Raw genomic sequence first — 26756 nt, forward strand, 5'->3', positions numbered from 1 at the left:
CGCAAGATGGCGGATTATTTTCCCCATTTATTGGACTTTTCCCCAAGGCCTGACAACGGGTCGGTTACAGGAGATTTAGCGGCAAAACGGACATCTTCAATACCGGCGCTGCGGCACATATCCAAGGCATAAACGACGGATTGCATAGGGACTTTGCTTTCAGGGTCTATGATAAACGGCCATGTCAAATTGCGAGCGACAATACTCTGGTACCTCGTCGCGATATCGCTTTTTAACTGGCTCCAATCGTTCATGCGGACGCCATCCGCCCCGTATGGCTTTACGATAATTCTCGTATTCATCGGCTGGGTCTCATCATATATCAGCCGGATGCGTATTTCGTTCATATCAGGATTGGCAACCTGGCTGGAGTTTATCCCGACATCCTTAGGCAAATACGAAGCGAGCTTTCCTTCAAGAGTCTTAAATTTAATGGAACACATGAAGAAAATAATCAACTGGAAGATGATATCAATCATCGGGGTCATGTCCATTTTCATTTCGTTCGAGCCGCTATTTTTAATTCTTCCCATAAAAAATACCTCCTAATCCTTAGGTGGTTGTGAGGCGCCGATTTCGATTTTCCATATACGCGCCCTCGCGCAAGCCGCGAAGACCTTTTCCAGCATCTGGTAAACGGCACCGGCATCCGACCTTATTTGCAACGTCCTTTTCGAAAGGCCCAGGCTTTTTCCACCATCGGGTGAAGGCTCACGGCCCGGTGGTTTGCTGCCTTCGAGATTAAGCAACTGCTCCAACTCTGAAGGCTCGTATGGCTTATTCCCCACTTTTATCTGCCAGTGTTTTTCTATACTGCAAGCTTTGATAAGCTTATTGTTCATATCGTATTTGAGTTCTTTGCAGGTTTCGCTTCCCTTACCAACATGAGCCAGGTTTATCATAAGCCTGGTCTCCGGCGGGCTTTTATCTTCCACGGCAGTCGTGGCCTTGGGCAACTGGACACGTTCCAGCTGGGTATTGGCAAAATCCGTGGAAAGCATGAAGAAAATGATTAATTGGAATACACAATCAATCATCGGAGTCATATCAAAACCAACATTCTCAAGCTGGTCATGCCTTTTCATTTTCATAAGCTTTACCTCCGCCGGCTAACCGCTATTTTGCCGGCTCCATACCCTTGAATTTATCCAGGAATTCACCGCAAATCATACCCATTTCAATGAGCAATGCGGTAACTTTATTCTTAAAAAAGAAATATGAAGCCAAGACAGGCATTGCCACAAAAAGTCCTTCGGCGGTGGTCACCAGGGCTTCTTCTACGCCTTTCGCCAACATGCTCGGAGGAGGTGATTGCATGGTCTTAATGACGCCGAATGCCGAGATCATACCTGTGACAGTCCCGGTCAGTCCTAACATAGGAGCTATGCTTCCCAGAAGCGACAGGTAACTAATATGCTGGTTAACCTTGTTTGCCTCGTTTTCACCGGCTTCCCCCATGGCCTTTTCCATCTCTCCAAACCCGCCTTCAACTTTTGCCAAGGCGGCCCCGACGACATTGGTAAAAAAGCATGGGTTCGCCGAGCATAGCGCAATGGCATCTTCATACTGGCCTTCATCAACTAAGGCCTCCATTTCAGCAACGATTTCCGGCGGGCAGAATTTATCCCGCTTGATATTGACAAAGTGCTCGATTACAAGGGCAAGAGAGACAAAACTAAGAAATATGATGAAATGCCCGACGGCCCCTCCGGCCTTAATCAACCCCATAAAACCGCCATCACCCTCGGCCTGTTTTTTTTCTCCATCACCTTCTCCCTCATCCTGTGCCAAGGCAATAATGGGCATAAATAATAATACCAGTATAATACCTACCAACATCACCGCCGGCATCCATTTTGTCAGTTTTCTCATTGCTATTCTCCTTTTATCTATTTACTCATTTCTTCTTTCGCTTTTGGTGCTAAAGGATGATAAGAAAAGTTCTTTATTATCTCCTGAAACAACGCTAGAGCCATTTCGTTATATTCTGATTGCTTTCCGGCGTCAATAAATTTAAGCATTTTTTTGAAGCAACGGCCCGCCTGGAAGGTCGAGGCGACATAATAATCGAGCGCAATATCATCATTTTGTGCCGGGTAATACAAGATATTCACTTTCAAATAATTAAGCAGGGCATCCTTATAATCAGTCGGGTTATTTGACTTTTCACCCCTCTGGAAACAGATATCGCCCAGACCGTAATAAGCGCCGGCAAGCGCGGTCGGGTTGGTTGATTCGCTGATGACCCCTTTCAAAAGCTGTTCGGCCTGCGGAGCTTCGTTTCCTTTAATCATGATAAGTGCGGTACCGATGGTGGCAATCGCCTTGATATCCGGGGAATTGCCCGCCTGCTGCCTTATCTGGTCGTATATCTTTTTCGCAGACTGGGGATCTGAGGAACTCAGAATCTGCGCCTTGAACAAGAGTATCTTAAAAACATGTTCCGGCTCTATCCCGTTTTTCTCGGCGGCTGTTTTTATCCTTTCCAAGGCGGTCAATGCCTCGGTAAGCTTACCCGAAGAAAGATGACACTTGACCATATTAAGGCCCGCCTCCCGGAAATATTTCGTATCTGCTACAGCGACAAGCAATTGGTCATATTTCTCGGCGGCGCCTTTGAGATTTCCGCTTAATTGCAGGTTCCATGCCAGTTTATACATAACATGCTGTTTTAATATAGGGCGGAGATCGGCTTTCTCCAACAGTTTCTGATAGGTCGCCGCAGCCTCGGCATATTTGCCGTCGGATTCCTCTCCGTCAGCCTGGAACCAAAGGCTGGGTGTTTTATCATACTGCACATCATCTATCTCGTTCCAGTTAAAATCGCGCGTGCCGTTGGGGATTTGGATGGTCAGGCTTTTATGCGTTTCTTTAATGATTTCCCCCTTAAATTCCTCGCCGCCTTTTTCCTTTTTCAGCCTGACCATATCACGCGCCTGCTGCGCAAAAGCAACGTGGGACAATACACCAAGGTAAAAAAACAGTCCGATAAATAATATTCCGGCGTTTACTACATACCTCTTTGTTTTCACTTTCATTGCCACTAACTCCTTTCCGGTAAAATCAAACTCATTTGCCAGGTAAAATCTTAGCTAACTCGCTCTTTACTTTAAGGAATTTATCCTTGTAACCAAACTGGTTATCATCATATTTTTCTTCGGTGGCAAATTCGATATTTTTTATCATTTTATCTGCTTCCTGGTAGCCGCCGTCCGCGCCCATTTTCATATATACCAAAAGGATATGGTAACGCGCTTCCCACCACGGCTCGGTCTGTTCCTTAAGCCCGCGGACCAGTTCCGCCCATTTAGTAAGTGCCTTGTTAAGGTTTTCCTTGCCGCCGGCTTCTTCATAAGCCATTGCCAGGTCTTTCATAATACCGCCTAGGATTTTCGGGTCATTCTTGGTTTCCCTTTCAACAAGCTCCAAAAGCGGGATAGCCTTCGGCCAATCGGTAAGTTTCACATAGCAGCGGGCGTTTTTCCAGCGTGTTTTCCAAGGAGCTTCGTCTTTAGGGACCTCGCCTCCGTAAAACTTCTCCAGGAGTTTTTCGTAAATTGAAGCCGCTTTTTTATAATATTCGTTATTAAAAAGGTCTTCAGCCGCCCGGAATAATTTATCGGCAACTGCCAGGGCGTATTCCGGCTTGGTCGTTGCCGGCGGGTTATTATCCAGCCAGCGGTAATACTGGTCAACGTTCTTTTCCATCGCCTTGACAAATTTCTCGTAATCTGCCGGCTTTTTTTGTTTCAAATCCTCGATTTTCTTCGCCCTTTCTTCCAAGCCAAGCTCCGGCGGGATAAATTTATTGGCGACTTTTTCGTATTCATCGGCAACGGACAGGATTGAACCCATCGGCATCATGAGCTTGTATTTCCTTACCAGCTGCAATGCCATCTCCAGATAGGAATCCGCTTTGGCAAGCTCATTGGAATTAATCAGGGCTTCTATCTTATACTGGAGCGCCTCCACCACCATATCGGTAAGCGATGTGTTGCCGCCGTAATCCTTATCAAAATCACCAAGGATACTTAACACATCAGCATATTGTTTGATAAACTCATGGCGGTAAACGCGGGCAAGCTGTATCAGGCAGGAAGGCTTGTATGTGTTTTTCATCTTCTTTCTTTCTGCCTCGGGATATTCCTTGGACTCGGCATTTTTCCCTATAAAATCCAGGAAAGCCTTGTCGCTTTCCTCTGATAATTTAAGGTGCTTGATTATTTCCTCTTTTAATTTCTCCTTTTTACCCTCATTCTGTTCTTTTTCATATTCCGGGGTAAGCACTTTTTTGGCATGCGAATAATAACAGGGCCCAAGCCGTGCGAGCGACTTAACATACTGGTCCGAACTCTGCCGGATTTTCTTATATGCACCGGCCGCTTCCAGGTATCTTCCTTCCATGTAAAACAAATCGGCAGCTTTTTCCGGAGGCAGGTCGCCGGCATCTGCCATAGATTTTACGATTTCTTTTGCGCGCGTCCGGTATGCTTCATCCTTGGTTTCATCAGCCAGGCGGTAATAGCAAGCCGTGGCATTATTTGCCGCTTTTGGGGCAATACGCTCGCCCTGCTGACTTGAAGATTTACTCATAATGGTTGCATTTTTGTAATTCTTAAAAATATACTCGAAAACGACAAGCGCTTCATATAAACGCGGAGGACGGCGTGTCTGGTAATAATTACCCAAAATCCACAGGACATTCGGGATATATTTCTGCTTAACATCGTCCGGGTAATTTGCCAGGGCCGTTAAAAACTGCTTGGCCTGGCGCAGCAACTCTTCGGACTCGCCGCTGTCGTAAAGGAACTGGATATTATCAAAAAACGCATCGGGCGGAAGCCGGTCCGGGCCTAGATACTTTATCAGTTTTTGCCTTCGGCTGTTAGCCTCTTTCGACATCGGACCCTTGGTGGCAATAATTTCATCAATTATCTTAAAAGAGCCGGAGATATCCCTAAGGCGGAACAATGCCGAAGCTTTTTCCAGCATTGCCTGCTGTGCAAATTCGTCTTTACGGGTTAATGCATCAGGGAAGGTTTTAAGCAGTTTTTCGACACCTTCGATTGCTTTTTTGTAATCGCCCATCCGGCGGTAAGCCCGGGCTTTCAATGCAAAACCTTTTTCAATAACATCCCTTTCCGCCTCGCCAATTGGAGCATTAGCTTCTTTTAAAAAAGCAGGCAGGAATTCACTGGTGGTATTGAAGCTCATCAAGGCGGAATCGTAATCTTCCAGTTCAAGATAACACAAGCCTTTTTCATTTGCGGCCTGATAGCCCCAAGTCGTCTGTCCATAAACCAGCATAAACTCCTCAAACACAAGGGCAGCTTCCTTTAGGAGTTTCACCCGGTTTTCATTGCCCGTGGGATATAAAAGCCCGTGGCTGAAAATAGTCTGGGGGCGATAATATTCCGCTATTCCCAATTTACCATCTAATTCATCAAGTTCAGCCTGGATTTTTATTTTTTCCGGTTCGGGCGGCTCCTCCTGTAATTTCGCGGCGACTGCATCGCGTTCTTTACGGTATTCGATTATCAGCGCGCTGAAATATTCGGTTGCCTTTTTGAAAGCTTCTTTTGCTTCGTTTTGTATGGCTTCGACCTTATCCGGACGTTCTTCCTTTGCCATCTCCCTGGTCAGGAATTCGCCTTTTTTCATCCAAAGGTCGCCGACACCGAACTGGGCATCCGCCAATTCGGTATAATTTTTACCCTGATAAGTTTTAATGCATTTTTCCAGTTCCTGGATTGCCCCATCAAACAAAGCACTACGTTTATCATAGGTAAGGCTCGGGTCAGGAATGTTAATTTTGGACCTTTTTATCTGTGCACGCGTTAAGTCCACCAGGAATTTAACCGCATCAGTCGGGTTGCCTTTAAGCGCATTGGCGCACAGCTCTTCAGCCAGGTCAAAAGAAACATTTATGGGAAATTTCTGGACCAAACGCGTGGCAAAATCCAATTCGCGCTTTACCATGTCATCTTTTGACGGCGCAGCAGAATCGGCTGAAAACGCCGTCATAACGCCGCACAATAAACAAACTAACGTAAATATGATTTTTCTAACATACACGCGCATAGCACACTCCTAACCCGAATTAAAAACTAAAATCTTTCCTTTTCTTCCTGTTTATATGCCGTGATCTGCCCTTTAATCAGCATCAAAAGAACACGGCGCTGATTAGTCTTTATCTTTTCGGTGAAAAGCGTTCCGATTATCGGTATCTTTGATAAAATCGGGACGCCGGAAGTATAATCCATATCCTGCCCAGTATGGTAGCCGCCGATTAAAATAGTTCCGCCATCAGGGATAACCACGTTGGTCTTTGCAGCCTGGAACTGGACATCGGGTATTTCATACGCAATAGTCCCGAACATGCTGGTCGGTGGTCCAAGGTTATATTGCAAAACCAGGGACCTTAAAGGGAATGACGTATCGATTGATTGCGGCTTTACTTCCATCATTATATACCGCAAATCAGCACTTATGCTCGGCCTGACTTCAAGGATGGTTCCTACCGAAAGAATAGCCGGCTGGGGATCAGCCGTCACCTGCTGGGGAGCGACCATCACGATGTCATAATCACGAACGTATGCATATTGAGTGGACATGTATAAATAACCGCGCTGCCCGTTATATACGGTAATTTTGGGACTGCTTAAAATCTTCCCCCTGCCTTCTTTTTCCACAGCACGCAAAAGGAATTGGACCTGGGTCGTACCCAAGCGGGTATAACTCATAATCGGCACAGACGGAAGCCCGAATGTATTCGGATTTGTCCCTAAAAGCTGCACCAGGCCATCCTGATTATATATTTGCTCAACTCTAACGGCCAGCTGAGTGGTATTCTGGGTAGGCGCAGCGCCGGCCGGATAAGTTCCGTTTATCCCTGAAGTCGCCGCGGTAAACGAACCTCCGCTTACAGCCGGAGGCCCAAGAAGCGAACCCGGAATTGTCTGGGCACCCAGGCCGACCGCATCAACTCCGATTTCTTCGAGGAAATTATCATTTACTTCCAGGAATCTTGCCTCCACGGTAACCACCAAATCCATCGCGGCTCGCAGGCCCTCCAGCAATTGTTCAACCTCTTTATGAACGGGCGAAAGATGCCTGACGACTAAAGACGGGCTCTGATATTCCGCCAGCGTTCCCGGCGCGGTTGCTTCTTCAAATCCGCCGTAGGCTTTACCGAGATGCTTCTTTATCAAATCTACTAATTCGGTTTCGCTGATTTTCGGCGGGGCGGGAGCCGGCGCCGCCTGGTTTGCAGGCAACACTAGTCCGATTTCCGGCGCGGTAAAATCCGGTATCGTAATGATCAAATCCAGCACATCATAAGTACGCGTTTCCAGCTTGGATTTAAAAACCTTCTCTATGGTGGTGATTATCACCACACCCTTTTCAATCATATAATCCCAGCTTTTGGTTTTAAGTATATCCTTCAAAGCGTTCTTAATCGGCGTGGGAGCCTGCGCACCATATGACAGTTGCTCATTAGGGTCAATATCCAGGGTAATGATATTAATCCATGTCTCGCCCAATGATACTTTGATATAATCTATAATCTGCTGGAGCGTCGCCCCATCGCTGAACGGGAAAGACAACCTTCTTTCCAGTATCAGTTCGGTTTCCTGATCAAGCGGCGAAACCGCGGTGGCTTTGGTGATCAATCTCGGTCCTCTCTCTCCGATTTTCACCCATTCCTCCCGTGAAGGATAAGTTATGCCGTCGGCGCCTAGAGAAATCTTCAAATCATATTCTTCAAAGGCTTTTTTCCATTGTTCGGCAAAAGCCTTCGCGTTCTGCTGTTTTTTCTTGGCACGCTGGGCGAGGAACGCAATATCCTTTAATTGAACCGCAAACTGGTTGGCCGGATTTTTTTCCAGGATTTTATCACATAAGCGGATGGTTTCCGTATAGCGTTCCTGTTTAAACGAAGTATTTGCCTGCTCAAAAAGCATTTCAATATTGCGGATGAATTCTTCCCGGCGCTTTTCATCCTCTTTTTCCGCCAGGCGCTGGCTTTCCTGCACCTGAAGACGCTTTATTTCGAGTTCCCGCTCCTTCTTTTTAGAGATGGTTTTTTGGAGATAGCCTTCCGCCTGTTTTTGATACGGTGAAAGTTTTACCGGATACGGAGTCCATTTCACCGTTTCAATTACCCAGTTAAACTCTTCTTCGGCACGGTCGTATTCACCGCCTTCGTAGTTGCGGATCCCGATATTAAGGTGGTTCTGGACTTCCAAGGTCAGCTGTTCAATCTTTGCGATGATTTCATTAATCCGGCTCCGAACCTCCACCCCGACATCGCCGGCTACATATCCGCCCTCCAGGGCAATAATTTCCTCAAGGTATTTTTTTGCATTTTTATGGTCGAGGACCAGTTCCAGGGCTTTACGGAAATTAGACTTGGCTTCCTCGTATTTTAACTCCAGGTAAAACTTATATCCCGTTTCATAAAAGCTCTCGGCAATTATTTTCTTTTGGTCATCGTTAAGCGCCCGCTCTTTTTCCCTTTTTTCGGCGATATCCGACCAATTTTCCGTACCGGGAACAACAGCTTCCGGATTTAGTTCATCTGCAGGCTCTGAAGATTCCTCCAACGGTACTTGTTGGCAGCTTAGCGCAAATAAAAGAACTATTAAAAATAATCCTTTTTTCATAATAAAACACTCCTTTTAGCTATACGGTCTGCTGACTTATATTATAAGCAAAAACCATTCCAAAATGAATAAAAAAACGCTTTATTACATCAGAAAAATGCTTATTTTAAATATAAGCCTGTCAACTCGAATATAACCTATTTCCACCGCGTCCGGTGCTTTTAAGCCTTAGAGCTTTTGCTTAACCTGATAAATATTATGTAAAGTTCCTTTAAGATTATGTCAAATAACTTTACAAACCCTTAACGGACTTGTTGCTATCGTGTTACCGGTTTCGTTTCCCTGACAATCTCCTTTCCGGTTTTCACATGTTTGAGGGTAATTCTAAAAAACGTCTTTTTAACGGTCTTTAGTGGATCCGAAGGATCAATGGATTTATTTACCGTTTCTTCCGTTATATTCGCTATTTCATAATCAGTCACAAATTTATCCTTACCAACCCTATCACCTTTCTTAAAATAATCGCGAGTTTTCTGCCATTTACCTCCAATATATTTTTCTATCGACATATATATTTGCTCGGAAGAGCTGGTTGCGATGGCATCCAATTTAACTATTTCCGGAGTGACCGTTTGCTTGGCGACAGAAGGAATGCTTTCGGTTTTACCATCCGTCATTTCATCGGACTTTTCATCTGTGAATGCGGTAATATAATACGTATACTGCAGTTCGGGCTGTATGTTATCGGTATCCGTATAGGCAAAGGAAAGCACATTGGGATCCGGCTTTACTTCAGTTACCATTTTATCCTGTTTCTCCCCTGCTGCCTTCCGGTAAATACGGTATTTGCTGATAACCGCCAGGGGTTTAATAGGAATCTCCGTATTCTTGGTCCAAGAAATGACTATCCGATCAGGCAGTTCAGGATCCACAGAAAGCTTATCCATAATAGGCGGCAAAATAACCTTTTTTGGGGCAACTACGGTTTCCGCATAGGAAATAAGCGGTATGGTATTACGGAACATCATGCCGCCATACAATTCCGGTGCAGAAGCCAGTTTATCCCATTTGCTTTTTATGGTTTCAAGGTATTTTACTTCAGGGAAAACAAGCGGCGGGTTGGTCGAGATCACCCGCTTGATTTCGTTCAGTTTTTTGTTGATTCTTTCCACATCGGGATCAGGCGGTGCGTTGAATGTTTTAACGCCGTGAACAAATAGGCCGATAAGCGCCACCACTAAAATAATCCGCTCCGGATATGCAAGAATGAACTTTTTAATTCTCATATAAATAATTATTGCGGCTTTTCGATCTTTTCACCGAAATCAAGGACATTGCCGCTTATTGTTATTTTCACTTCAGGAGTTTCCTGCTGGAGCGTTACATGCCCCCTGTTTACATCGGGTTCATTGTTTCTTTCCGACATTTCATCTCCTTGCTGGGTAGACCGGGTTATTTTAACATGGGTAATATAAATAAAGGGCCCGCCCCTGGAAGTATCGCATATATTATTAATCAATTTAGCCGCGTTTTTCAACGGCATATAAACCTTTATTTCAAAAGGAATCATAACACCTAAATCCTCCGGTATTTTAAGCGGAGGAACGGCCGGCTGGATTTTTATCTGCCCGCACTTTGAAATCTCGGCGGCAACCGATGCCTCGGTAAGTTTTTTGACAATCCAAAACTGCTTCTGAACCCTTCGGAATTGCGACGGGTGGGTGGGATCTTCCAGGTTCAACACGCTGAACTTTTTCTCATCTTCAGAAATTTCATTGCCATGGTCGTCGAATATTTTTATGTTGCGCTCGGTTAACTGGTTGAGGATGATTTCCCTCTTGGCATTGCGAAAAGCCGCCAGGAACGCGCCTTCGGTCGGGGTGCCAGCTGGAGTCAGTTCGACGTTGTGGAACCATTCTTCAAATGTCTTATCTGATTCCGTATAAAAATCGTTGCATTTCTGGATTTCTTCTTCCAGGGTTTTCTTGTATTTTATGCATGCCTCGATTTTCTCTTTGGTCGGATTATTGGTGCCTGTTTTTATGATTGTATCCAGGGTTTTTTCCTGTCTTTTAATATCATCCCTCAGCTCCTCAATCTTTACCCACCGCCCGTTCCGGATAACAACGATAAAAACCACGGCTAGGGCAATCCCCCAAACAGCAAAGCCCATGATGAAACGGTCTTTTAAAATCGCAATGATATTTATTTTCATAACGGTATATCCAGAACTATCTTAAAGCGGTAATATTTCTTATCAGATTCTTTTGGGGCTTCCTCATCGTGCATACCTTCCAAATCCCCGATTTTCAGTTCTGCCACTGCGCCCTTTAATAATATCGCATCCGGCGGGACGGCAATATTAAACGCATCGGCAAGCCGTTTTCCAAGCTCGGCCTTTACGAAATCGCGCGAAAGCATTTCGTCAAGAACCCCGCTTTGCCTGCGGCAGATTAACCCGCAGATAATGGTCAGCTCCAATATTTCACGGTTCGGTATGGTCTGGATGAGGCGCTTAAGTTTATCCTCGAATTCCACCATATTGCTTACGTTTTTGTATTTGCGGTCAATCTCTTTCCAGTTTTTTGTCTGCTCATCCACTTTCTCGCTCACTTCATTAAGGGCATCAAGGGTTTTCCCGGAAGTCCACCACATCATTAAAACTATGATGGTCGCAATCGCAGCAATCGCCGCGATAAAGGGCTTCCTTTTGGTCGCCTGTTTTATTTTTATTATTTCCTGGGGCAATAAATTGATGCGGTTAATCGTTTGGCCGAGGTATTGCAAACCCAAGCCGATTGCCACGCCGAGCGAAGGCATTTGTGTCGCCAAAATCGCCGGATCCAGCTTCGGACTCACTTCAAATTTGTCCATCTTTTTAAGGCGGATCAATTCCATCTGCAGGCGCTGGGAAACGAATTCGTCGAAATATATGACGCGCGTCGCATTGCCCATCGCCACCATTTTAGTGAAGGCCGGCGGCTTGCCCATGGGTGAAAGGCTCTTGTAATAACCGATTGAACGGTGTATTTCGCCGACTAAATCCTTTAAGACCGGCTGGATGGTCGTAAAAATCTTACCCGCCTGGGGAGATTGCGCCGCCGAAACTTTCAGCTTTTCCGCCTCGGCAAAAGGCAATTCAAATTTCTTTTCGATGGCGTGCGTGATGTCATTGCCCACGATTGGGAGATTCCTTATCCAGAATTTATTGTCGTCAATGAGTATGAGATCCGTATTATTCGCGCCCATATCCAGGATGACCCCGCTTTTCTGGACCAGGCCCGAATAGCTTATAAAATTATAAAGCGCCACCGGCGCGAATTGTATGATATCAATCTGAACACCGGCAAGCGACATGGTCGCCAGAAACTGGTCAATCAAATCCTTCTTTACCGCAAAGAGGACCGCCTCCAATTCTTCGCCCGGCTGATACTGGCGTTCGACCATCTGGTACGCCCAGATGACTTCATTAATCGGGAACGGGATATGCTGCTGGGCTTCGTACTGGACGATATCCTTTAGGCGCGCCGGGTCTGTCGGCGGAAGCTTGATAAAACGGTTGAAAGTAGAGTGCCCGGGAAGCGAGGCAGCAATATTGTCTTTTTTAAGGTTATGGCGCGAGGTGAAAAGCGACAAAGCCATCCGTATTTCCTGTTCCAGGGCGGCATCATCGCGGCTGGCGGCTGGCGTGTAATCTATGATGTCAACATCGGTTATTTCCGGGCGGTCATCATTCAGCTCCAGCCGGACCGCCTTAAGGCAGGATTTGCTTACATCTAACCCCCAAACGCCTCTCGCCATAATTCTAGCAATTCGCTCTCGTTAAGATTAAGATTTTGGAATGTATCTTATTAGATTATGCTATCTTGTCAAGCAAAATATAACTTCTTTTTGTTTATTTTTTATAAAGGACATATATAATGTAAGACACTATGCTGATTATAGACGGTTACAACCTGTTATTCGCGCGGTATCCGGAGCTGGCCGGTCTTAAAAACCGGGAATTATTCGAGAAAGCGCGGGAGGACTTTATCGCGCTTCTCGGCAGGCGCGTCACCGAAGACCGCTACGAGAAAATCATCCTTATCTTTGACGGGCAAATGCCCTCTAAATCCGCGCGCAAGGGAACGCGGCTGATGATAGCATTTTCCGGAGAAGAAAAAGCTGATGCACTGGTCATAAAAACAGCCCGCGAGCAAACCTCGGCGCGCAAGACCGCGGTCGTCACCTCGGATAACGAAATCATCAGGAAACTTAAACCGCTCGGGTTTAAAATAATCCGTTCGCATGAATTCGCGGATGAATTCCTTGCGGAAAAAGATGATGATAAAAACAAATCCGCCGAAGGCCCTTCTGTTTCCAAACGCAAGCTTAACGGCATCTCGCCCGAAGAAGCCGAGAAATGGCTGGAAATATTCGGGATAGATTCTTAACCGCTACCCATGGCGAATTTACACCTCATTTCTTTTCCTTATTCTTATCAACCAATTCCCTCGCCTGCTTGATTTCCTGGCGTAGTCCGGCTTCCGTTTTTTTGGCGTATTCGCCGCCATTGGGTGCGACTTTGAGAACTCTCATTTCTCCATACTTACGGATGCCCGCATACCATACTTTAGTATTGTCTACCCAAACTTTCCCGTCAAGCAATAATTCCACTAAATCCGTTGCCACTGGCAAGAACGCTTTGGCTTCAGGTTCATTCTGCGCGCACCGCAAAGCCTCGTGAAAAATCCCGACCGCCTCGCCAACAATTGCCCATTCTATTTCATCTTTTTTATCTCCGCCCTGAAGAATCAGTTTTTCATCTTTTCTTTCACCGACGTTAAGCAGTTTTTTATTCGCCTCCCAATAGGCTTTACGGTCGTGCATTTTCGCCCGACGCGCAAAATTCTGTGTGTCACGCCAGCCTTTAGAGCCGTTCGCGTATTCCTTCAAGACGGCAGAATAATCCTGGGGGTGGAACGTAATCACAATATCATCGGCTTCGGTGGGTTCTAAATCCTTAAAGACCCAGACCACCTTGTCTTTCTGGATTGCCGCCGCATCCGGGCGGGAAATCTCGACCAGATTATACGGAGAAAATCCATCCCCAAAAGTGAGTGTTACCACGGCCTTGCCGATTACCCCTTTCCACGCCGCGCCGGTATGCAGAATATAACCTGTACTTTGCTCGTTGGGTCCGTAATCTTCAAGCGATATCTGATAAGCAACCTCCACCTGCACGGATGAATTCGCCGGATAGGTGTTCTTCCATGTTACCCAGTAATCATTTATTGGTTTATTATGAGCGCTCTGCCCCGCCGTAAGGGTTACCACTTCGGTATTTAATTTCTTGCCGCCTGATTTTATCTCAAAATCCTTCATTATATCAGAATAATAACCCATCGGGAACCCTTCTTCTATTTTTAGCTCCGGGCCGGCGTTTTTCATATGAAAAACCACCTTAACTTTCAAGGCGGCTTTAGTCAGGACGAGTGAAACTTCCTCGGCGGACATTTCAATCTGTTCCATTGCCTTATCGGATGAAGTCAATGTTTTTCCGCTGGTTTCCCTCATCGGCGCGATATCCGCCCTGCTGTAAGAAAACGCCATCATTAACATTATAATTGACACAATGGCATATATTCCGCATCTTGTTCTGCCTTTTTCCATTTTCTTTCCTCCTTTTTGTTTACTCTTTTACAGCACCTTTTTGTGCCTTCTAACATACTCTTCGTCGCGGGCGGCAAAACCGGTCAAAAAAATCTAAAAATTAATACTTTCTATCAGTGTTTTCCAATATTCCGCCGTAAACCCGATGCCTATCATGGTGATGCGCAGATTGTTGTATGTCTTCTGATGCCATTGGCTATTTGCAGTGATATCTTTAGGAATGGAATCAATATTACCCGTATTTTTATCCTCGAATATGAAAATGTTTTTATTCGGAGACTTATAAATGATTAAAGCTGTTTCCGTATTGTCCGTATCGGATGAAGGCTCAATCCGCATTGCACGTAAAAAAACGAAACCTTCCGGCAGGTTTTTAGGCAACATAACTTCAAACCCGAATTGAGCGGAGAAAAAGCTTATAGCATTAAGCAGCTCTTTTTCATTATCTTTTTCTCCAGCCCTGCCATAACCACCAACACTCTCGCCTTTTTGTCCGTCATTCCCTATCAATTGAACAGGCGCTGAAGCGTCAATGCGCACATCTTTAATTATTGCCAAACGCCATTCCGCTTTGTCTTCCTGAACTAACGGCTTAACCGGCTGATGAAATACAATCAATGTGCCGACAACCGCGATTAACAAAGAAGCGGCCGCGGCTAAAACAAACCTGTTTCTCATTATGAATAAAGACGGCCTTGCCGATTCGGGCAATTTAAATCTGAATGGTTTCGTGTATTTTGCAATGAGTTCGCTTTCGAGCACCATATAAGCAAACACATCCTCCCTTGCCTTCGTGTCGGATTCTATCAGATTATTCAATTGCCGGCATTCCGCTTCATCCAAATCCCCGTCCGGCATCCTATAAATCAAATCATCATTATTCATATTGTCTTGCCTGTTTTCCTCTCAATACATTCCTTTAGCTGTTTTTTGGCGCGTTTTAACCTGGATTCCAAGGCAGGCACGGATATATCGAGCGTTTGCGCCAAAGCCTCGCGCCCCGGATTCAGACCGTATCTCAACTCAATCATTTTCCTATCGTTATCACCAAGTGATTCCAGGCATCCGGTTAGCGCGACGGCATACGGAGACGAGGCATTGCCTTCTCCTGTCTTATCCCGCCAAAAGTTATCCGCCATTTCCAGGAGATTCTCATGCAGCATAAAAGTATTTCTTTTTGATTTTGTCTTGAGATAAACGTTTCTGGCAATTCCTCTTAGCCATTTGCCCGTATTCCCTTCAGGCTTCTCTTGGGCAAGCTTGCGGCAGGCAATCAAAAATGTCTCCTGTGCCATATCCTCTGCCGCGTTATAATCGCGCGCCAGGAATAAAGCAAAATGGAATAGCGCTTCCTGTTCGGTATTAACTATCGCTTCAATCTGTTCTCTGTCTAATCCGTTCATCTGGATATCCAAAATACTCTCTTTTAGCACCATGAAAACCGGTCAAAAATATTATTCCGATTAATATTAAATCAAAATCCTGCAAATGCACAATAAAATGGCTGGAAATATTCGGGATTGATTCGCAAGGGAAAGAGATATAACCACAGAGGCGCGGAGAATTTATTTTATACTCAGCTCGAAGTTTCAGCCGCTCTCTTCAAAGCCTCCGGTAACGCCCATATCCACCAGACCGGCATCTGAACCAGCCGGTGCGATTCTTCAAGAATCCTGCCGGACCAGCCGGTTTCCGAGTGATTTCCGCCGGCCTCCCCCGCCTGTTCAAGTTCCATTTGAGGATGCAGTAAAAACACCTTGTGCGGATGATGTTTCCGGATAAAGCTAAGCAAAACCCTCGAGTTAAATTTGCCTAATCTATCCGCCACGGCTGCCCCGTATAATTTATCATTATGGCGGAAGGTGAATATCACCCAATCAGTTTGCGGCGGCCGGTAAAACCGGATATCATCACCCATCATCCTCAATTGATTATACACAAAATTATCCAATAATACTTTCTGGTCCGGCCGCATGGTCAAGGGATTAAATATCCCGGTCAGGAGATTGCGCAAGCCGGTATCGGCAAAATACAAAAACGGAATCCCGGTTTTCTTCTCCGCTTCAAACGGATGAACAAGCGAAAAGAGCGAAACATCCTCCAGGATATCCAGATAACGCGCGACTGTCCGGTGGTTAAGATGTAAACCCTGTTTGAGTTTTTTGAGGTTCACTAAAGTTCCGTTTGCTTTTGCCAGCATCGCGAACAAGACGTATAGCTTTTCCGGATGTTTTATCTCCCGGAAAATTTGCGCCAGCTTATTGTGATAATCCCTCAAAATATCCTGCAACTTGCTGACTTTGCGCACGGCGACCGGCGTGCGGATAATATCCGGATAGCCGCCGTAAAGGACGTATTCTTCGAATAAAGGAATCAAAGCGCGGGCGTAGCTTTTGCTTACCGCGATGATATCCATATCCGGGCGGAATTTCGGGAGTGTGACGTTCGCCCTGCCCAGGGCGTGTTCAAGAAATTCGCGGAAATTAAATTCGGGTATTTTTAGGTGTTGCGCAGGTTTGACGGTAAAATCCTTAACCAACTTATCGCCGAAGCTTGCCAGGTTAGTGATGGCGATAATCTTGAGACCGGAGCAAAAAGAGTCCGCGCTCTTGAAAAGCTCTTCAAAAAACTTCTCCGGCACGGCAAGGTAGTGCGCCGAATCCATCACCAGAAGCATATCCGAATCTTTAGCGGGGCCGAAACTCTTCAGGAAATTCACGAGATTCGCGGCGCTTTGGATAAAAGACCTGGTGATTGGCTCTTCCAGGCTAAAATAAAAAATCTCTTTTGGGTCGCGGTTTTGCGTGCGGACAAAATCGTTTATCAAAGCCCAGGCAAGATTGGTCTTCCCCGCGGCAGGCGCGCCGGATATTACTGCCAACCCGGATTCCTTTAAAGCAGTTTTTAAGCGGATATCAATATCGCGCACGAGGTGCGAAACATACCAGGAATCCAATTGCCCCCGCCAGGGATTCTGGGCAAGAAATATGTCAAATGTATAGCTCATAAAACATCAATTTCGCGCTTAAAGTTGCAGTTCACTGCAACATTATTGGAATTAAAGTTGCACTTGACTGCAATTTTATACACGATTTTAGCGATACTGTCAAGTAAAATCTCTAAATAAAGCCATATTCACCGCCTGAGGATGACTTGCCTCAGTCAAGGCGCTTGCCATCCTGTTTCTAAACCATTATAAATAAAGCGGTTGGGAGAAGTGAGCAGAAGTGAGCAAGTAGGGGTAGGGTACCCCCTATACCCCCCTGCCCTACTGCAACATCTCCCCTAAGATAGGAACGGCACTGAGGTAAGGCGGAATCCATACTCCAGTAGAATAGAACCCACCCGCCTGATCGGACGGGCAGGCACTCCGGTAGGCAGGAATCCATATCCCGGTAGAGTGGAATCCGCACTCCGGTAGAACGGAACTGCAACTCCGGTAAGGCAGAACTACTACCCCGGTAAGGCGGAATCACTACTCCGTTAGGGCGGAAACCATTATCTGATTGGGCATATTACGAACTACCAGATAAATAAGGCACGGCATTTATTACCGTGCCCTATTTTATAATACGACTTTTCCTTTTAAATGCCTGCCGTCGCCTTGACAACTTCTTCTAAAGTTGTAAGACCCTCTTTCACCTTGTTTATTCCGTCTTCCATCAGGGTAACCATACCCGATTTCCTACCATGCTTTTTAATTTCCTCCAGAGGCGCGTTGCGGGCAATCAGATTTTTCATCTTCTTGTCTATTTCCAAAAGCTCGTGGATTACAATCCTGCCCTGATAGCCAGTCCCGTTACATTTACCGCATCCTTTGCCTCTAAAGAATTTAATGTTTTTGAGCCCTTTGATTGACGCCTTCACCCATTTTTCAGGTTTATATTCTTCTTTGCAATCCTGGCATATCGCACGGACTAATCTCTGGGCAATTACGCCTATCAAACAATTATTGACCAGGGGCGGTTTAACTCCTAAATCAACCAATCTCCTGATTGCGCCCGGGGCATCCATAGTATTTAGCGTTGTAAAAATCAAGTGCCCGGTAAGCGCCGCCTGAATCATTAACTCGGCCAACTCAACATCCCTAATCTCACTGACCATAATTATATTCGGCGCCTGCCTGAGTTGTGACTGCATAGCACGTGTAAAGGTAAGCCCTAAAGCAGGATTTACCTGCACTTGATTTATCCCTTCAAGCGGATATTCTACAGGGTTTTCTATGGTGCATATCTTGGCCTCTTTTCGGTTGAGCCCCTGCATAAGGCTATAAAGAGTAGTTGTTTTTCCGCAACCGGTCGGTCCGGTAACAACAATTAACCCCGCTGGCTTTTTGCACCAGTTTTTCAAGGTTTTCAGGTTCTGTTTGCTGAGGTGCTGTTTTTCTATATCCAGATTGATAAGGCTCTTGTCAAGAACCCTGATAACCACCGATTCGCCGGTAATATTGGGGACAATTGAAACACGGAAATCAACGCTTTTCCCGTTTATGCTTGCTATGATTCTCCCGTCCTGAGGCAGGCGTTTTTCAGTGGTATCCATACCACTAAGAATCTTAATCCGGCTGATTACGGCTTTTTGCATCTTTTCCGGCGGCGGAGGTATCTCTTTGAGAACCCCGTCAATACGCAGCCTGATTCTCATTTTTTCGTTCAGCCATTCCAGATGGATATCGCTGGCTTTCTGTTGGACGGCATCGCGAAAGATCAAATCCAGCAATTGCGCTGGGTCTTTGCCTGTAACGCTTTCTGTTTCTTTTCCCGATTCAATGGTGCCTCTTTCCAACCGTTCGGCGATGTCCTTGAAGACTTCATCCAGATTGCCTTTTTCTTCACCTTCCTTAACCATCTCCAAAACTGGTAAAGAAAAGTAATCTGAAAACTTGGACATAGTTTCTGATAGACCTTCACCCGCCTTAATTCCGGTTCGAATAGCATCCACGATAGATTTAATCTCTTTATCAAGCGCTTCTTTTCCCAGTGTGTCAAGCGTGCTCATAAAAGGCACCCCCGAACCTAACAATGTTCCGAATTTACGCCAGAAATTGGCCAAGCCCTTTTCTTTTCCAGAAAGACCCTTGTTCTCCACATGCTTTTTCAGGTCATTCCAGCTCTTGAACCCATAATCCATCGCCAGGGCATATTGGGCTTCATTAAGAGCGAGTTTTGAATCAAGAATCTCCGGGTCGAGCGCTCTGGAAAATCTGTTCAGCAGCCGAAGCGTATTGCAAACAACAGATTCTTTTTTCTGATGGGCTTTTACTAACGATTTCGCCTCGTTTTTGAGATGCTGTAAGTTAGGGTTATTCGGTAATATCCGTGTCATAATGACCTCCTTTAAATCTACGCCCGGGGTCTGCATGCACAGGCGAAAAGAAGATCATTAAAATCTTCCGAGAAAAACTGAAGGTGAACTAAGTTCTTCCCGCAGACCGGGCGGCATCCTTCAAATGCACACTCATATAATACCCTATGAATTGCCTTTTGTCAAGTGTTTATTTATTTTTATATAAAATATTAAAAAGCTACCAGGAATTCCGGACGCTGGATGAAGTGCTTGTGCCAATGGATTTGTTCCTCTGCCCAGGCGGCAATTTTCCGGTAATCTTTCGATGAATCAATTAGCTCGGCCTCTTCGCCATCCTTCAAATGAACCTTTTTATAAGAAAGCTCACAGAAAAGCGGCTCTCCATAGACAGTGTTTCTGGCGCCGTTCTGGAATTTGTAGAGATGCTCTTTCAATCCCAGCTTCCCGCTAAAGGCGGAGTCATGGAGATAAAACTTCATCGGGTCGGAACGGTACCTCTCCAGCACCGCTATCCGGTAAAAGAACGGCTTGACGGCAATATTGCCGAATCGCTCCAAATGCCTTGCGATGTATTTTTCCAGGTCTTCACGCCGAACGCGGAATTGGTGGGCAACGCGCGCGGCAGGCAAATCACCCTTCTTAATCAGGCGCCGGACGGTAAAGACGCTTACCTGCAGCGCCTCGGCAGTTTCCTTAACCGTAAGCAATTCCGTTCCTGGCATAATAATCTCACCCGGTAACAGCCGCAACCTAAATCCGTTTAATATGCGGTTTGTAACGCTAACTCTATATTACCCGAGGCGGGCTGTCAAGAGAAATGCCCGAATAACCGCCAGATTACGGGTATTCTTACTATCATCCAAAACCTATTAGAGCCTATCCTAAAACCCACCTCTCGTCACCATGGTCCAGACCCTAAGAACTGGATTCCTGCTTTCGTCCCGCCGAGGCGGGAACACTTTTAGGATAGGCTCTTACTAAAGTAATTTCATTCTGATACTAAATTTTACCGCAACCTTACGCGCTTTTGAGTGTTTATACCAACATAAGAAATCATTAAAGAAAGGAACAATCATATGTGTAAAACGACATGGAAATGGCTCGCCGGGGCTCTTATCCTAGCGCTTGTTGCAGGATTTTCACCCAACGCCCAGGCTAAGGACAACCAGGAAAAGGAAAACAGCGGCAAGCACACGGAAGCAAACTCAAACGACGAAGAGAAAAGCTTAACCGTAGACGACATGATAAACGAGGATTTGGCAAAGGACGGGCTGGCAATCGATGACGATATTTCACCGGAAGAAACCGCCGATAATAAAAATACGGAAGAGGCAAAACCTCCAAAAAAAGAGCACAAAGGTCCGGATGTCGAACGCCGCAAACAAGAGCACGAAGAAGCAATAAAAAAATGCCAGGGAATGGGATGCAAAGTGCCCAAATGCCCTCATGACTGGTCAAAATACCGCCTCAACTTGACGGACGAGCAGAAAACAAGAATCGCGCACCTGAAGGAAGAAATCAATGATGAAACAATCGGGATGAACTGGTGCACGCTGACCGCGGCAAGGCATAAGCTGGAAGAACTCCGCAAGGACAAAAAAGCCTTTCCCAAGCAGATTGAATCCGCCAAGGCAACGGTAAAAATGATTCACGATGCCATGCAGAGGGGCTACAAGAAATTCAACGAGAACTACCGCAACTTGATACTGACCAACGAACAGCGTGAGCTTCTGAAAGAAAAAGACCGTGCGATGAAAGAGCATATGGAAACCTGCAAACCGCACCATAACCCGGACTGCCCTTTCCACCTGCGGGATGACAAACATTCCCGGCATAACGTCAATGAAGGCAATTTTATAAAATACTGTAATGACGAGAAGCACCTTTCCGAAGGACTTTTCGAATGTCCGCGCAACTACCGCGAGCTGATGCAGGAAGAACGCAAAAACAGGAAGGAAAAACCGGAAAATCCGGAGGGCAAAGAGAAAAAATAACCGCATTAAGTGACCCTCGGGGAGTTTTTTCGCTCTATCCGAGGGACCACCCTGAGCGATAGAGAAGAGGTTCCGAGATCCTTCGTCCCCCCCCCAAGGCGGGGCCTCAGGATGACGGGTCGGAAACACCCCGACCCCTCAATTAAGTTGCCCAAAAAAGTCGGGCTTAAGAGATTAATGATTGCCGTCAAAACATAGCTGTCCAGCAGCCTTTGTAAAAACCAATCCCGATTTGTTCTGCGGTAAACATTTCCTCGTGGTGGCCGGACTTGCTGCTAAACCATCCCCAAAATGCGCCAGCGGCATCTAGTGCCTGGGCGATATTCTCCGCGGAACATGAGGTTTTTTCCAGCGCGGCGCGCTGCATATGCGTTCGCTTGCCGGGAATCGGGGAGACGTGGTCGAAAAAGTCATAATCGCTCATATCCTTGGAATGCCCGCGGGCGGCCTTGCACAACTTAGGATTAATTACTACGGCTTTGCGCCCCATCGCCACACGGTATTTATTCAGCATCTCAACCATGCGATATTCTTCAATATTCAGCTCGCTTTTAAGTTTTTTATTCTGCTCCATTACCGTCATGTCTTTCGCCGGCATCACTTTCCACTGGAATTCCGCGTCAATTTCAGTATCCAACAGCTTAACCAGCGTTTTCGTATCAGGCTTGGCTTCACAACCCAATTTAGCCAGGGAGTCGTCAACAATGCCGATTTTTCCGGCCACCCCCGAAAGCTTTTTAGTATCCTCTTCGTTTTCAATCAACGGCGCGGGATAAAACGCCTCTTCTATTTCTATAACCAGCTTCTTCATTTCCTCAAAATTCCTGACAGCATAGAGGCTCATTGCCGCCTTGCGTTTATTCTCCAGCCACTTCGGGTCTTTCTTTTTATCTTTATCTTTTTTATTCCTGGCTTTGAGCGAATCATCCAGGGCTTTCCGGCGTGTTTTAGTATATTCCATGACGAGTTCATCTTTGCGCTTGGTGATTTTTGTGACGGCTTCTTTTTTCGCCTTATCACCCTGAACGATTATTTCATCCGCCGCTGTTTTACGGATTGCCTCGTCCGGGCTTTCCATGTCCTTTATGAGCTGGGCAAGCGGTTTTTTCTCCTCGCCTAATAAAACGGCCGAAAAGAAAAGCACAATAAAAATGCTTAACGCTGAAAGCCAAACTGATTTTATCCTGCTAAATTCCATATAAGCTTATTATAACATCCACACACCGATATTAAGTGCTACAATTATTAAACATTCGGTATCTGTTTTTTATTCCTGAAATCCAAGAAAATCGCATTCGGCCTGTCCCGTTAATCAATCATATTGCCCGAAAAGCTTTCCCCATTTGCTGGTTTCCATGATATGTTGCCGTATTTTTTTGCCTTTAAAAGGCCACCAAAGCTTGTCGTGATAGAAATACGAGGCAAAAACGAAGAGATAAACCAGGGACGTCCGGAAAAAGAGTTTCTGGAATACTCTTAGCGGCCCGAACCATAACGCCCCGCCGCAATAACCGGCCAGGTTTTTCCCGACGGAGAAACAGAAATTAAGCCCAGAAATATCATCCCCGACAATTTCTATCTCGCTCAAAGAGGCGGTGCCCAATCCGGCTTCGTGCGCCAGTCTTAGGTATTTGATGCCCATCGGGTCAAATCCCATTATCTTTGCGGCAACCGCATCTATCGCCACGCTATCTGCACCTGCCAGGATGTAATCCTTTTCCGCCAGCGCCATGGTCCTGGGTCCGGGTCCGTTCCCGCATATCGTCCCATCCATTACGGCAAATATGCCGGTATGAATCTCTTTCTGGATATTCAATAAATCAACGAGGGCCTCGTGAATGACGCTATGCATATAGTGGCGGCGCGTGCTCAAAAGGCCCCCGAAAGCATTCTTCATCGCGCCCGTGGTAGTCGTGTAAATATGGCACTTGACGGTCGGCAGGTGGATGATGCTTTTCCCGATAAAATATTCAGGAATCATAATACCATTCGGGTATATTTTATCTAAAACCAGCATCTTCGCTTTCGGCTGATACGGGATCCATCTGATATCCTCATCCTGGAAATTATAGAGGCGCGGAATATCATGCTTTTTGTAGACGCCGTCGAGCCGGTTTAATCTGGAACCCTTGAAGGGATCGGTCACGACCGTATTATTATGAACGGCGGAAAGCGCTGGGTATCCCAGGTTCTTGAGCGCCTTGATAACGCCTTCCAACTGCCAGGGAGTGGTATTGGCGCCCGGCAAAGGCAGGTGCCAGGAAATATTATCCTTTAATATGACGGGCTTATCCCTGGGAAGAGCTTCTTCAATGCCGGCCATCCTGACCAGGCGTTCTATATCCGCAAGCACCTTTTGCGGGCTGGTTTTTATAACGGCGACTTTTGATTTCATATAGAAACTTTAATGGTAATATATTATCACTCCGGCGCTTGCTATCCATAAAACCACGTCAGCCAATAACGGCAAATCCTTCAGGAATATTTCGGTCGGGTCATCCCCTTTATCCTCTTTAAATAAAAGGTAAAGATACCGCGCAATGCCAAAAACGACAAACGGAACGGTAAAAATAAGTTTTTTAGTCCCGAAGAAGTCCACCGTCCGCGGGCTGATTGTATACATTATATATGCGGAGATATTTAAAAAGGAAAGAATCCAAATTAAATAGCTAAGGAAACGGATATTATAATTGGCTCCGGCAGTGATTTTGTTATGCGCTTCCTGCCGGCGCTTGCCGAAAGCCAATAACAAGGAAAGCAAAGCAGTGCAGGTTATCAGCCACCAGGACGGGCGGACATAAATAATTTGCGCGCCGCCGAGGATTCGTAAGACAAACCCGGATGCGACAATCAAAACATCTATGGCGACTATCTTTTTGAGGATTGCCGAATAACATATATTCAAAACCAGGTACGCGGCGATAACAATCCCGAACCCGGCGTTCAAGAAATAGGACAAAACAAGCGAAAGAACGCTTAAAAGCAAAAAGAACTGCATCGCCGCATTGAAGCTTATCCTGCCTGAAGCGATGGGACGCAATCTTTTTACCGGGTGCAGGCGATCGGATTCAACATCTTTGACATCATTAAAAATATAAGCGGCGCTTGAGACAAGCGAAAACAATACAAATCCTATCAGCGAATTGATGATATCTTCCTGTTCAAACAGCCGCCCGGCAAATATCAAAGGGGCAAAGACAAAAAGGTTTTTCGCCCATTGCCTGACCCTTAATAATTCAAAGATTAATTTTAACATTTCAGGTGAGGTTACATTAATAACACGATTTAGTCAAGTTATGATACAAGATGCCTTAAAACATTGACAAGCCGAGAAATGGCGTTGTATGATACCGGCATGAAAAGCCTTGAAACGCCCGGCAAAAACCTGCGCACACGCCTGAGCCTGATAACGGCGTCAATACTGGCATCTTTCGGCGTATTGAGGTTTGCCAGCGACATGCTGACCGACGGCTCGCCGGGATGGCATTCCATGCTCGGGGAAACGATATTCAGGTATCTGGCGCGCGCGCCTTCCGACGGCACGCTTTTGGGCGATTTAAGCGTCCAGTATGTTAAACTGCTTTCCATCCCCTGCGCGATTGCCGGATTCTTTATCCTCTACCGCCTGATATATTCAGACCGGCGGGAGGCAGATATCCGCTGGCATAAGCATTCGACACGGATGATTTATATCGGGATACTCCTGGCGGCTTTTACGGTAATGGAAATTGAAAAAGCGACCCATGCAATGGGATTGCGCATGGCCGGGTTGCTTGCCGGGGAAAAAACATGGCTTAACCATACCTTGCACATCGCCAGCGCCCTGGCCGGCTGGTTTTATATGAAGTGGCTGGTTTTTATCCCTCGCAAAGACAATTGATTCTTTTAATTGACCCGCAAGCAAATTCTATTATAATCCTATATTTCCAACATTATGAAAGCTATCTATTTTGACTGTTTCTCCGGCATAAGTGGGGACATGATTCTGGGCGCCTTGATAGACGCCGGGCTTCCGCTCCCACTCCTCAAGCGGGAACTGGCTAAAATCCCGCTTAAAGGATACCGGTTGTCCACCAGACAGGTCACCAAAAACGGATTCAGGGCAGCGAAGCTGGATGTTCATGCCTCAGAAGAACGAATCCAGCCGGATAAAATGGTATCACTCATCAAACGAAGTAAATTGTCAGATGGGATTAAGAACAAAATCATTAAGCTCATACGACGCTTGACTGATATTGAGGCTCACGTTCACAATCTAAAATCTACCAACAAACATCTAACATCTGACATCTCCGCCAGGGGCGAATCCGCCTTCGGCGGGCATCTCCACGAACTCGGTTCGGCCGATACATTAATAGACATTAGCGGCGCAATTATCGGATTAAACCTTTTGGGCATAGACAAAACGTACTCCTCTCCCCTGCCGATTACACGTGGATTTATCCGGACACATCACGGCAGGATTCCTCTTCCCGCGCCCGCCACGGCTGAGATGCTTAAAGGATTTCCGGTGTATTATTCCAAAATTAACAAGGAAATCGTTACGCCAACCGGCGCGCTTATCATAACTTCCCTGGCAAAGCCTTTAACCGAACTTCCGTTGATGACGGTCAATAAAATAGCTTACGGGGCCGGCGATATGGAATTCCCAAGCCAACCGAATCTCCTGCGTGTTTTCTTAGGAACTATATCTAACAACAAATATCCAACATCTAACATCTATCTGATAGAAACCAATCTTGACGACTCGACCCCGGAAATAATCGCCTACACCATAGAACGCTTACTAAAAAATGGCGCATTGGATGCCTTTGCCGAACCGATTAAGATGAAGAAATCCAGACCCGGTATATTGCTTAAGGCGTTGGCAAGGGAAAAAGATATTCCTAAGCTTGAGGAGATTATCTTTAAAGAAACGAGCACTTTCGGGATACGGCATTACCCAATTGAGCGTGCCGAATTAGAGCGGGAAATTAAAGCGGTAAAAACGAAGTACGGAATGATACCGGTAAAAATCGGCTCGCTTAACAATAAAGTGATGAGTATCTCACCGGAGTATGAGGATTGTAAAAAGATAGCGATGGCAAAAGGAATACCTTTAAAAGATATCTATAAAGAAGCTACTTTTACCGCAAAGACGCGAAGAAGATGACTGGAATATTTTGTTTAGAGTTTCGAAATTAGTATTTAGAGTTTT

22 protein-coding genes are annotated in these 26756 nt (G+C 45.9%); 4 read left to right on the forward strand and 18 right to left on the reverse strand.

The window, feature by feature from the left end:
* Nucleotides 1–14: 14 nt before the first annotated feature.
* From HY811_00340 to pilM, 9 genes are all read right to left on the reverse strand, one after another.
* Nucleotides 15–533, reverse strand: coding sequence for a biopolymer transporter ExbD (locus tag HY811_00340; GenBank protein MBI4833259.1), 519 nt, complete (start codon nucleotides 531–533; stop codon nucleotides 15–17).
* A gap of 12 nt (nucleotides 534–545) precedes the next feature.
* Nucleotides 546–1091, reverse strand: a complete 546-nt coding sequence (locus HY811_00345) for a biopolymer transporter ExbD (GenBank protein MBI4833260.1) — start codon at nucleotides 1089–1091, stop codon at nucleotides 546–548.
* A 25-nt stretch (nucleotides 1092–1116) separates the two neighbouring features.
* On the reverse strand, nucleotides 1117–1872 hold the full coding sequence (locus HY811_00350) for a MotA/TolQ/ExbB proton channel family protein (protein ID MBI4833261.1): 756 nt from the start codon (nucleotides 1870–1872) through the stop codon (nucleotides 1117–1119).
* A 17-nt stretch (nucleotides 1873–1889) separates the two neighbouring features.
* Nucleotides 1890–3038 carry a hypothetical protein gene (locus tag HY811_00355; GenBank protein ID MBI4833262.1) on the reverse strand — a complete coding sequence of 383 codons (1149 nt, stop codon included), beginning with the start codon at nucleotides 3036–3038 and terminating at the stop codon, nucleotides 1890–1892.
* 31 nt (nucleotides 3039–3069) lie between these two features.
* Nucleotides 3070–6081, reverse strand: coding sequence for a hypothetical protein (locus HY811_00360; GenBank protein MBI4833263.1), 3012 nt, complete (start codon nucleotides 6079–6081; stop codon nucleotides 3070–3072).
* Nucleotides 6082–6107: 26 nt separating this feature from the next.
* Nucleotides 6108–8666 carry a hypothetical protein gene (locus HY811_00365; GenBank protein ID MBI4833264.1) on the reverse strand — a complete coding sequence of 853 codons (2559 nt, stop codon included), beginning with the start codon at nucleotides 8664–8666 and terminating at the stop codon, nucleotides 6108–6110.
* 257 nt (nucleotides 8667–8923) lie between these two features.
* A complete protein-coding gene (locus HY811_00370) occupies nucleotides 8924–9892 on the reverse strand; it encodes a fibronectin type III domain-containing protein (protein MBI4833265.1) in 969 nt (322 codons plus the stop codon).
* 8 nt (nucleotides 9893–9900) lie between these two features.
* Nucleotides 9901–10821, reverse strand: a complete 921-nt coding sequence (locus tag HY811_00375) for a hypothetical protein (GenBank protein MBI4833266.1) — start codon at nucleotides 10819–10821, stop codon at nucleotides 9901–9903.
* Complete coding sequence (gene pilM / locus HY811_00380) at nucleotides 10818–12407, reverse strand: type IV pilus assembly protein PilM (GenBank protein MBI4833267.1); 1590 nt, start codon at nucleotides 12405–12407, stop codon at nucleotides 10818–10820. Before pilM ends, HY811_00375 begins: the two co-directional genes overlap by 4 nt.
* 131 nt (nucleotides 12408–12538) lie before the next feature.
* Here pilM and HY811_00385 point away from each other — a divergent pair, with 131 nt between their 5' ends.
* Nucleotides 12539–13039, forward strand: a complete 501-nt coding sequence (locus HY811_00385) for an NYN domain-containing protein (protein ID MBI4833268.1) — start codon at nucleotides 12539–12541, stop codon at nucleotides 13037–13039.
* Nucleotides 13040–13064: 25 nt separating this feature from the next.
* Here HY811_00385 and HY811_00390 read toward each other — a convergent pair whose 3' ends face one another.
* From HY811_00390 to HY811_00415, 6 genes are all read right to left on the reverse strand, one after another.
* Nucleotides 13065–14258 (reverse strand): hypothetical protein, encoded by a 1194-nt coding sequence (locus HY811_00390; GenBank protein MBI4833269.1) that lies wholly within the window; start codon nucleotides 14256–14258, stop codon nucleotides 13065–13067.
* A gap of 93 nt (nucleotides 14259–14351) precedes the next feature.
* Nucleotides 14352–15143 carry a hypothetical protein gene (locus HY811_00395; protein MBI4833270.1) on the reverse strand — a complete coding sequence of 264 codons (792 nt, stop codon included), beginning with the start codon at nucleotides 15141–15143 and terminating at the stop codon, nucleotides 14352–14354.
* A complete protein-coding gene (locus HY811_00400; GenBank protein ID MBI4833271.1) occupies nucleotides 15140–15661 on the reverse strand; it encodes a sigma-70 family RNA polymerase sigma factor in 522 nt (173 codons plus the stop codon). The genes HY811_00395 and HY811_00400 overlap by 4 nt, the downstream gene beginning before the upstream one ends.
* Nucleotides 15662–15834: 173 nt before the next feature.
* Nucleotides 15835–17265 (reverse strand): ATP-binding protein, encoded by a 1431-nt coding sequence (locus HY811_00405; GenBank protein ID MBI4833272.1) that lies wholly within the window; start codon nucleotides 17263–17265, stop codon nucleotides 15835–15837.
* A gap of 578 nt (nucleotides 17266–17843) precedes the next feature.
* Nucleotides 17844–19583, reverse strand: coding sequence for a Flp pilus assembly complex ATPase component TadA (gene tadA / locus HY811_00410; GenBank protein ID MBI4833273.1), 1740 nt, complete (start codon nucleotides 19581–19583; stop codon nucleotides 17844–17846).
* A gap of 191 nt (nucleotides 19584–19774) precedes the next feature.
* Entirely contained in the window at nucleotides 19775–20287 is a 513-nt protein-coding gene (locus HY811_00415) for a helix-turn-helix domain-containing protein (protein ID MBI4833274.1), read from the reverse strand.
* 354 nt (nucleotides 20288–20641) lie between these two features.
* Between HY811_00415 and HY811_00420 the strand changes: the two genes are divergently transcribed.
* Nucleotides 20642–21559: a hypothetical protein gene (locus HY811_00420; GenBank protein MBI4833275.1), complete on the forward strand. Its 918-nt coding sequence runs from the start codon at nucleotides 20642–20644 to the stop codon at nucleotides 21557–21559.
* Between the two features lie 187 nt (nucleotides 21560–21746).
* Here the strand turns inward: HY811_00420 and HY811_00425 are convergent, their stop codons facing one another.
* The 3 genes from HY811_00425 to HY811_00435 all read right to left on the reverse strand — a co-directional run bounded on the left by HY811_00425 (nucleotide 21747) and on the right by HY811_00435 (nucleotide 24815).
* Nucleotides 21747–22757 carry a CAP domain-containing protein gene (locus HY811_00425; GenBank protein MBI4833276.1) on the reverse strand — a complete coding sequence of 337 codons (1011 nt, stop codon included), beginning with the start codon at nucleotides 22755–22757 and terminating at the stop codon, nucleotides 21747–21749.
* Between the two features lie 114 nt (nucleotides 22758–22871).
* A complete protein-coding gene (locus HY811_00430) occupies nucleotides 22872–23954 on the reverse strand; it encodes a DUF362 domain-containing protein (protein ID MBI4833277.1) in 1083 nt (360 codons plus the stop codon).
* Between the two features lie 9 nt (nucleotides 23955–23963).
* A complete protein-coding gene (locus tag HY811_00435; GenBank protein MBI4833278.1) occupies nucleotides 23964–24815 on the reverse strand; it encodes a decaprenyl-phosphate phosphoribosyltransferase in 852 nt (283 codons plus the stop codon).
* 78 nt (nucleotides 24816–24893) lie between these two features.
* Here HY811_00435 and HY811_00440 point away from each other — a divergent pair, with 78 nt between their 5' ends.
* Nucleotides 24894–25439 carry a hypothetical protein gene (locus HY811_00440; protein MBI4833279.1) on the forward strand — a complete coding sequence of 182 codons (546 nt, stop codon included), beginning with the start codon at nucleotides 24894–24896 and terminating at the stop codon, nucleotides 25437–25439.
* A 54-nt stretch (nucleotides 25440–25493) separates the two neighbouring features.
* Complete coding sequence (gene larC / locus HY811_00445) at nucleotides 25494–26711, forward strand: nickel pincer cofactor biosynthesis protein LarC (GenBank protein ID MBI4833280.1); 1218 nt, start codon at nucleotides 25494–25496, stop codon at nucleotides 26709–26711.
* The last annotated feature ends 45 nt before the right edge of the window (nucleotides 26712–26756 follow it).

This window comes from Planctomycetota bacterium, assembly GCA_016207825.1.
In the GTDB taxonomy this organism is placed as follows: domain Bacteria; phylum Planctomycetota; class MHYJ01; order JACQXL01; family JACQZI01; genus JACQZI01.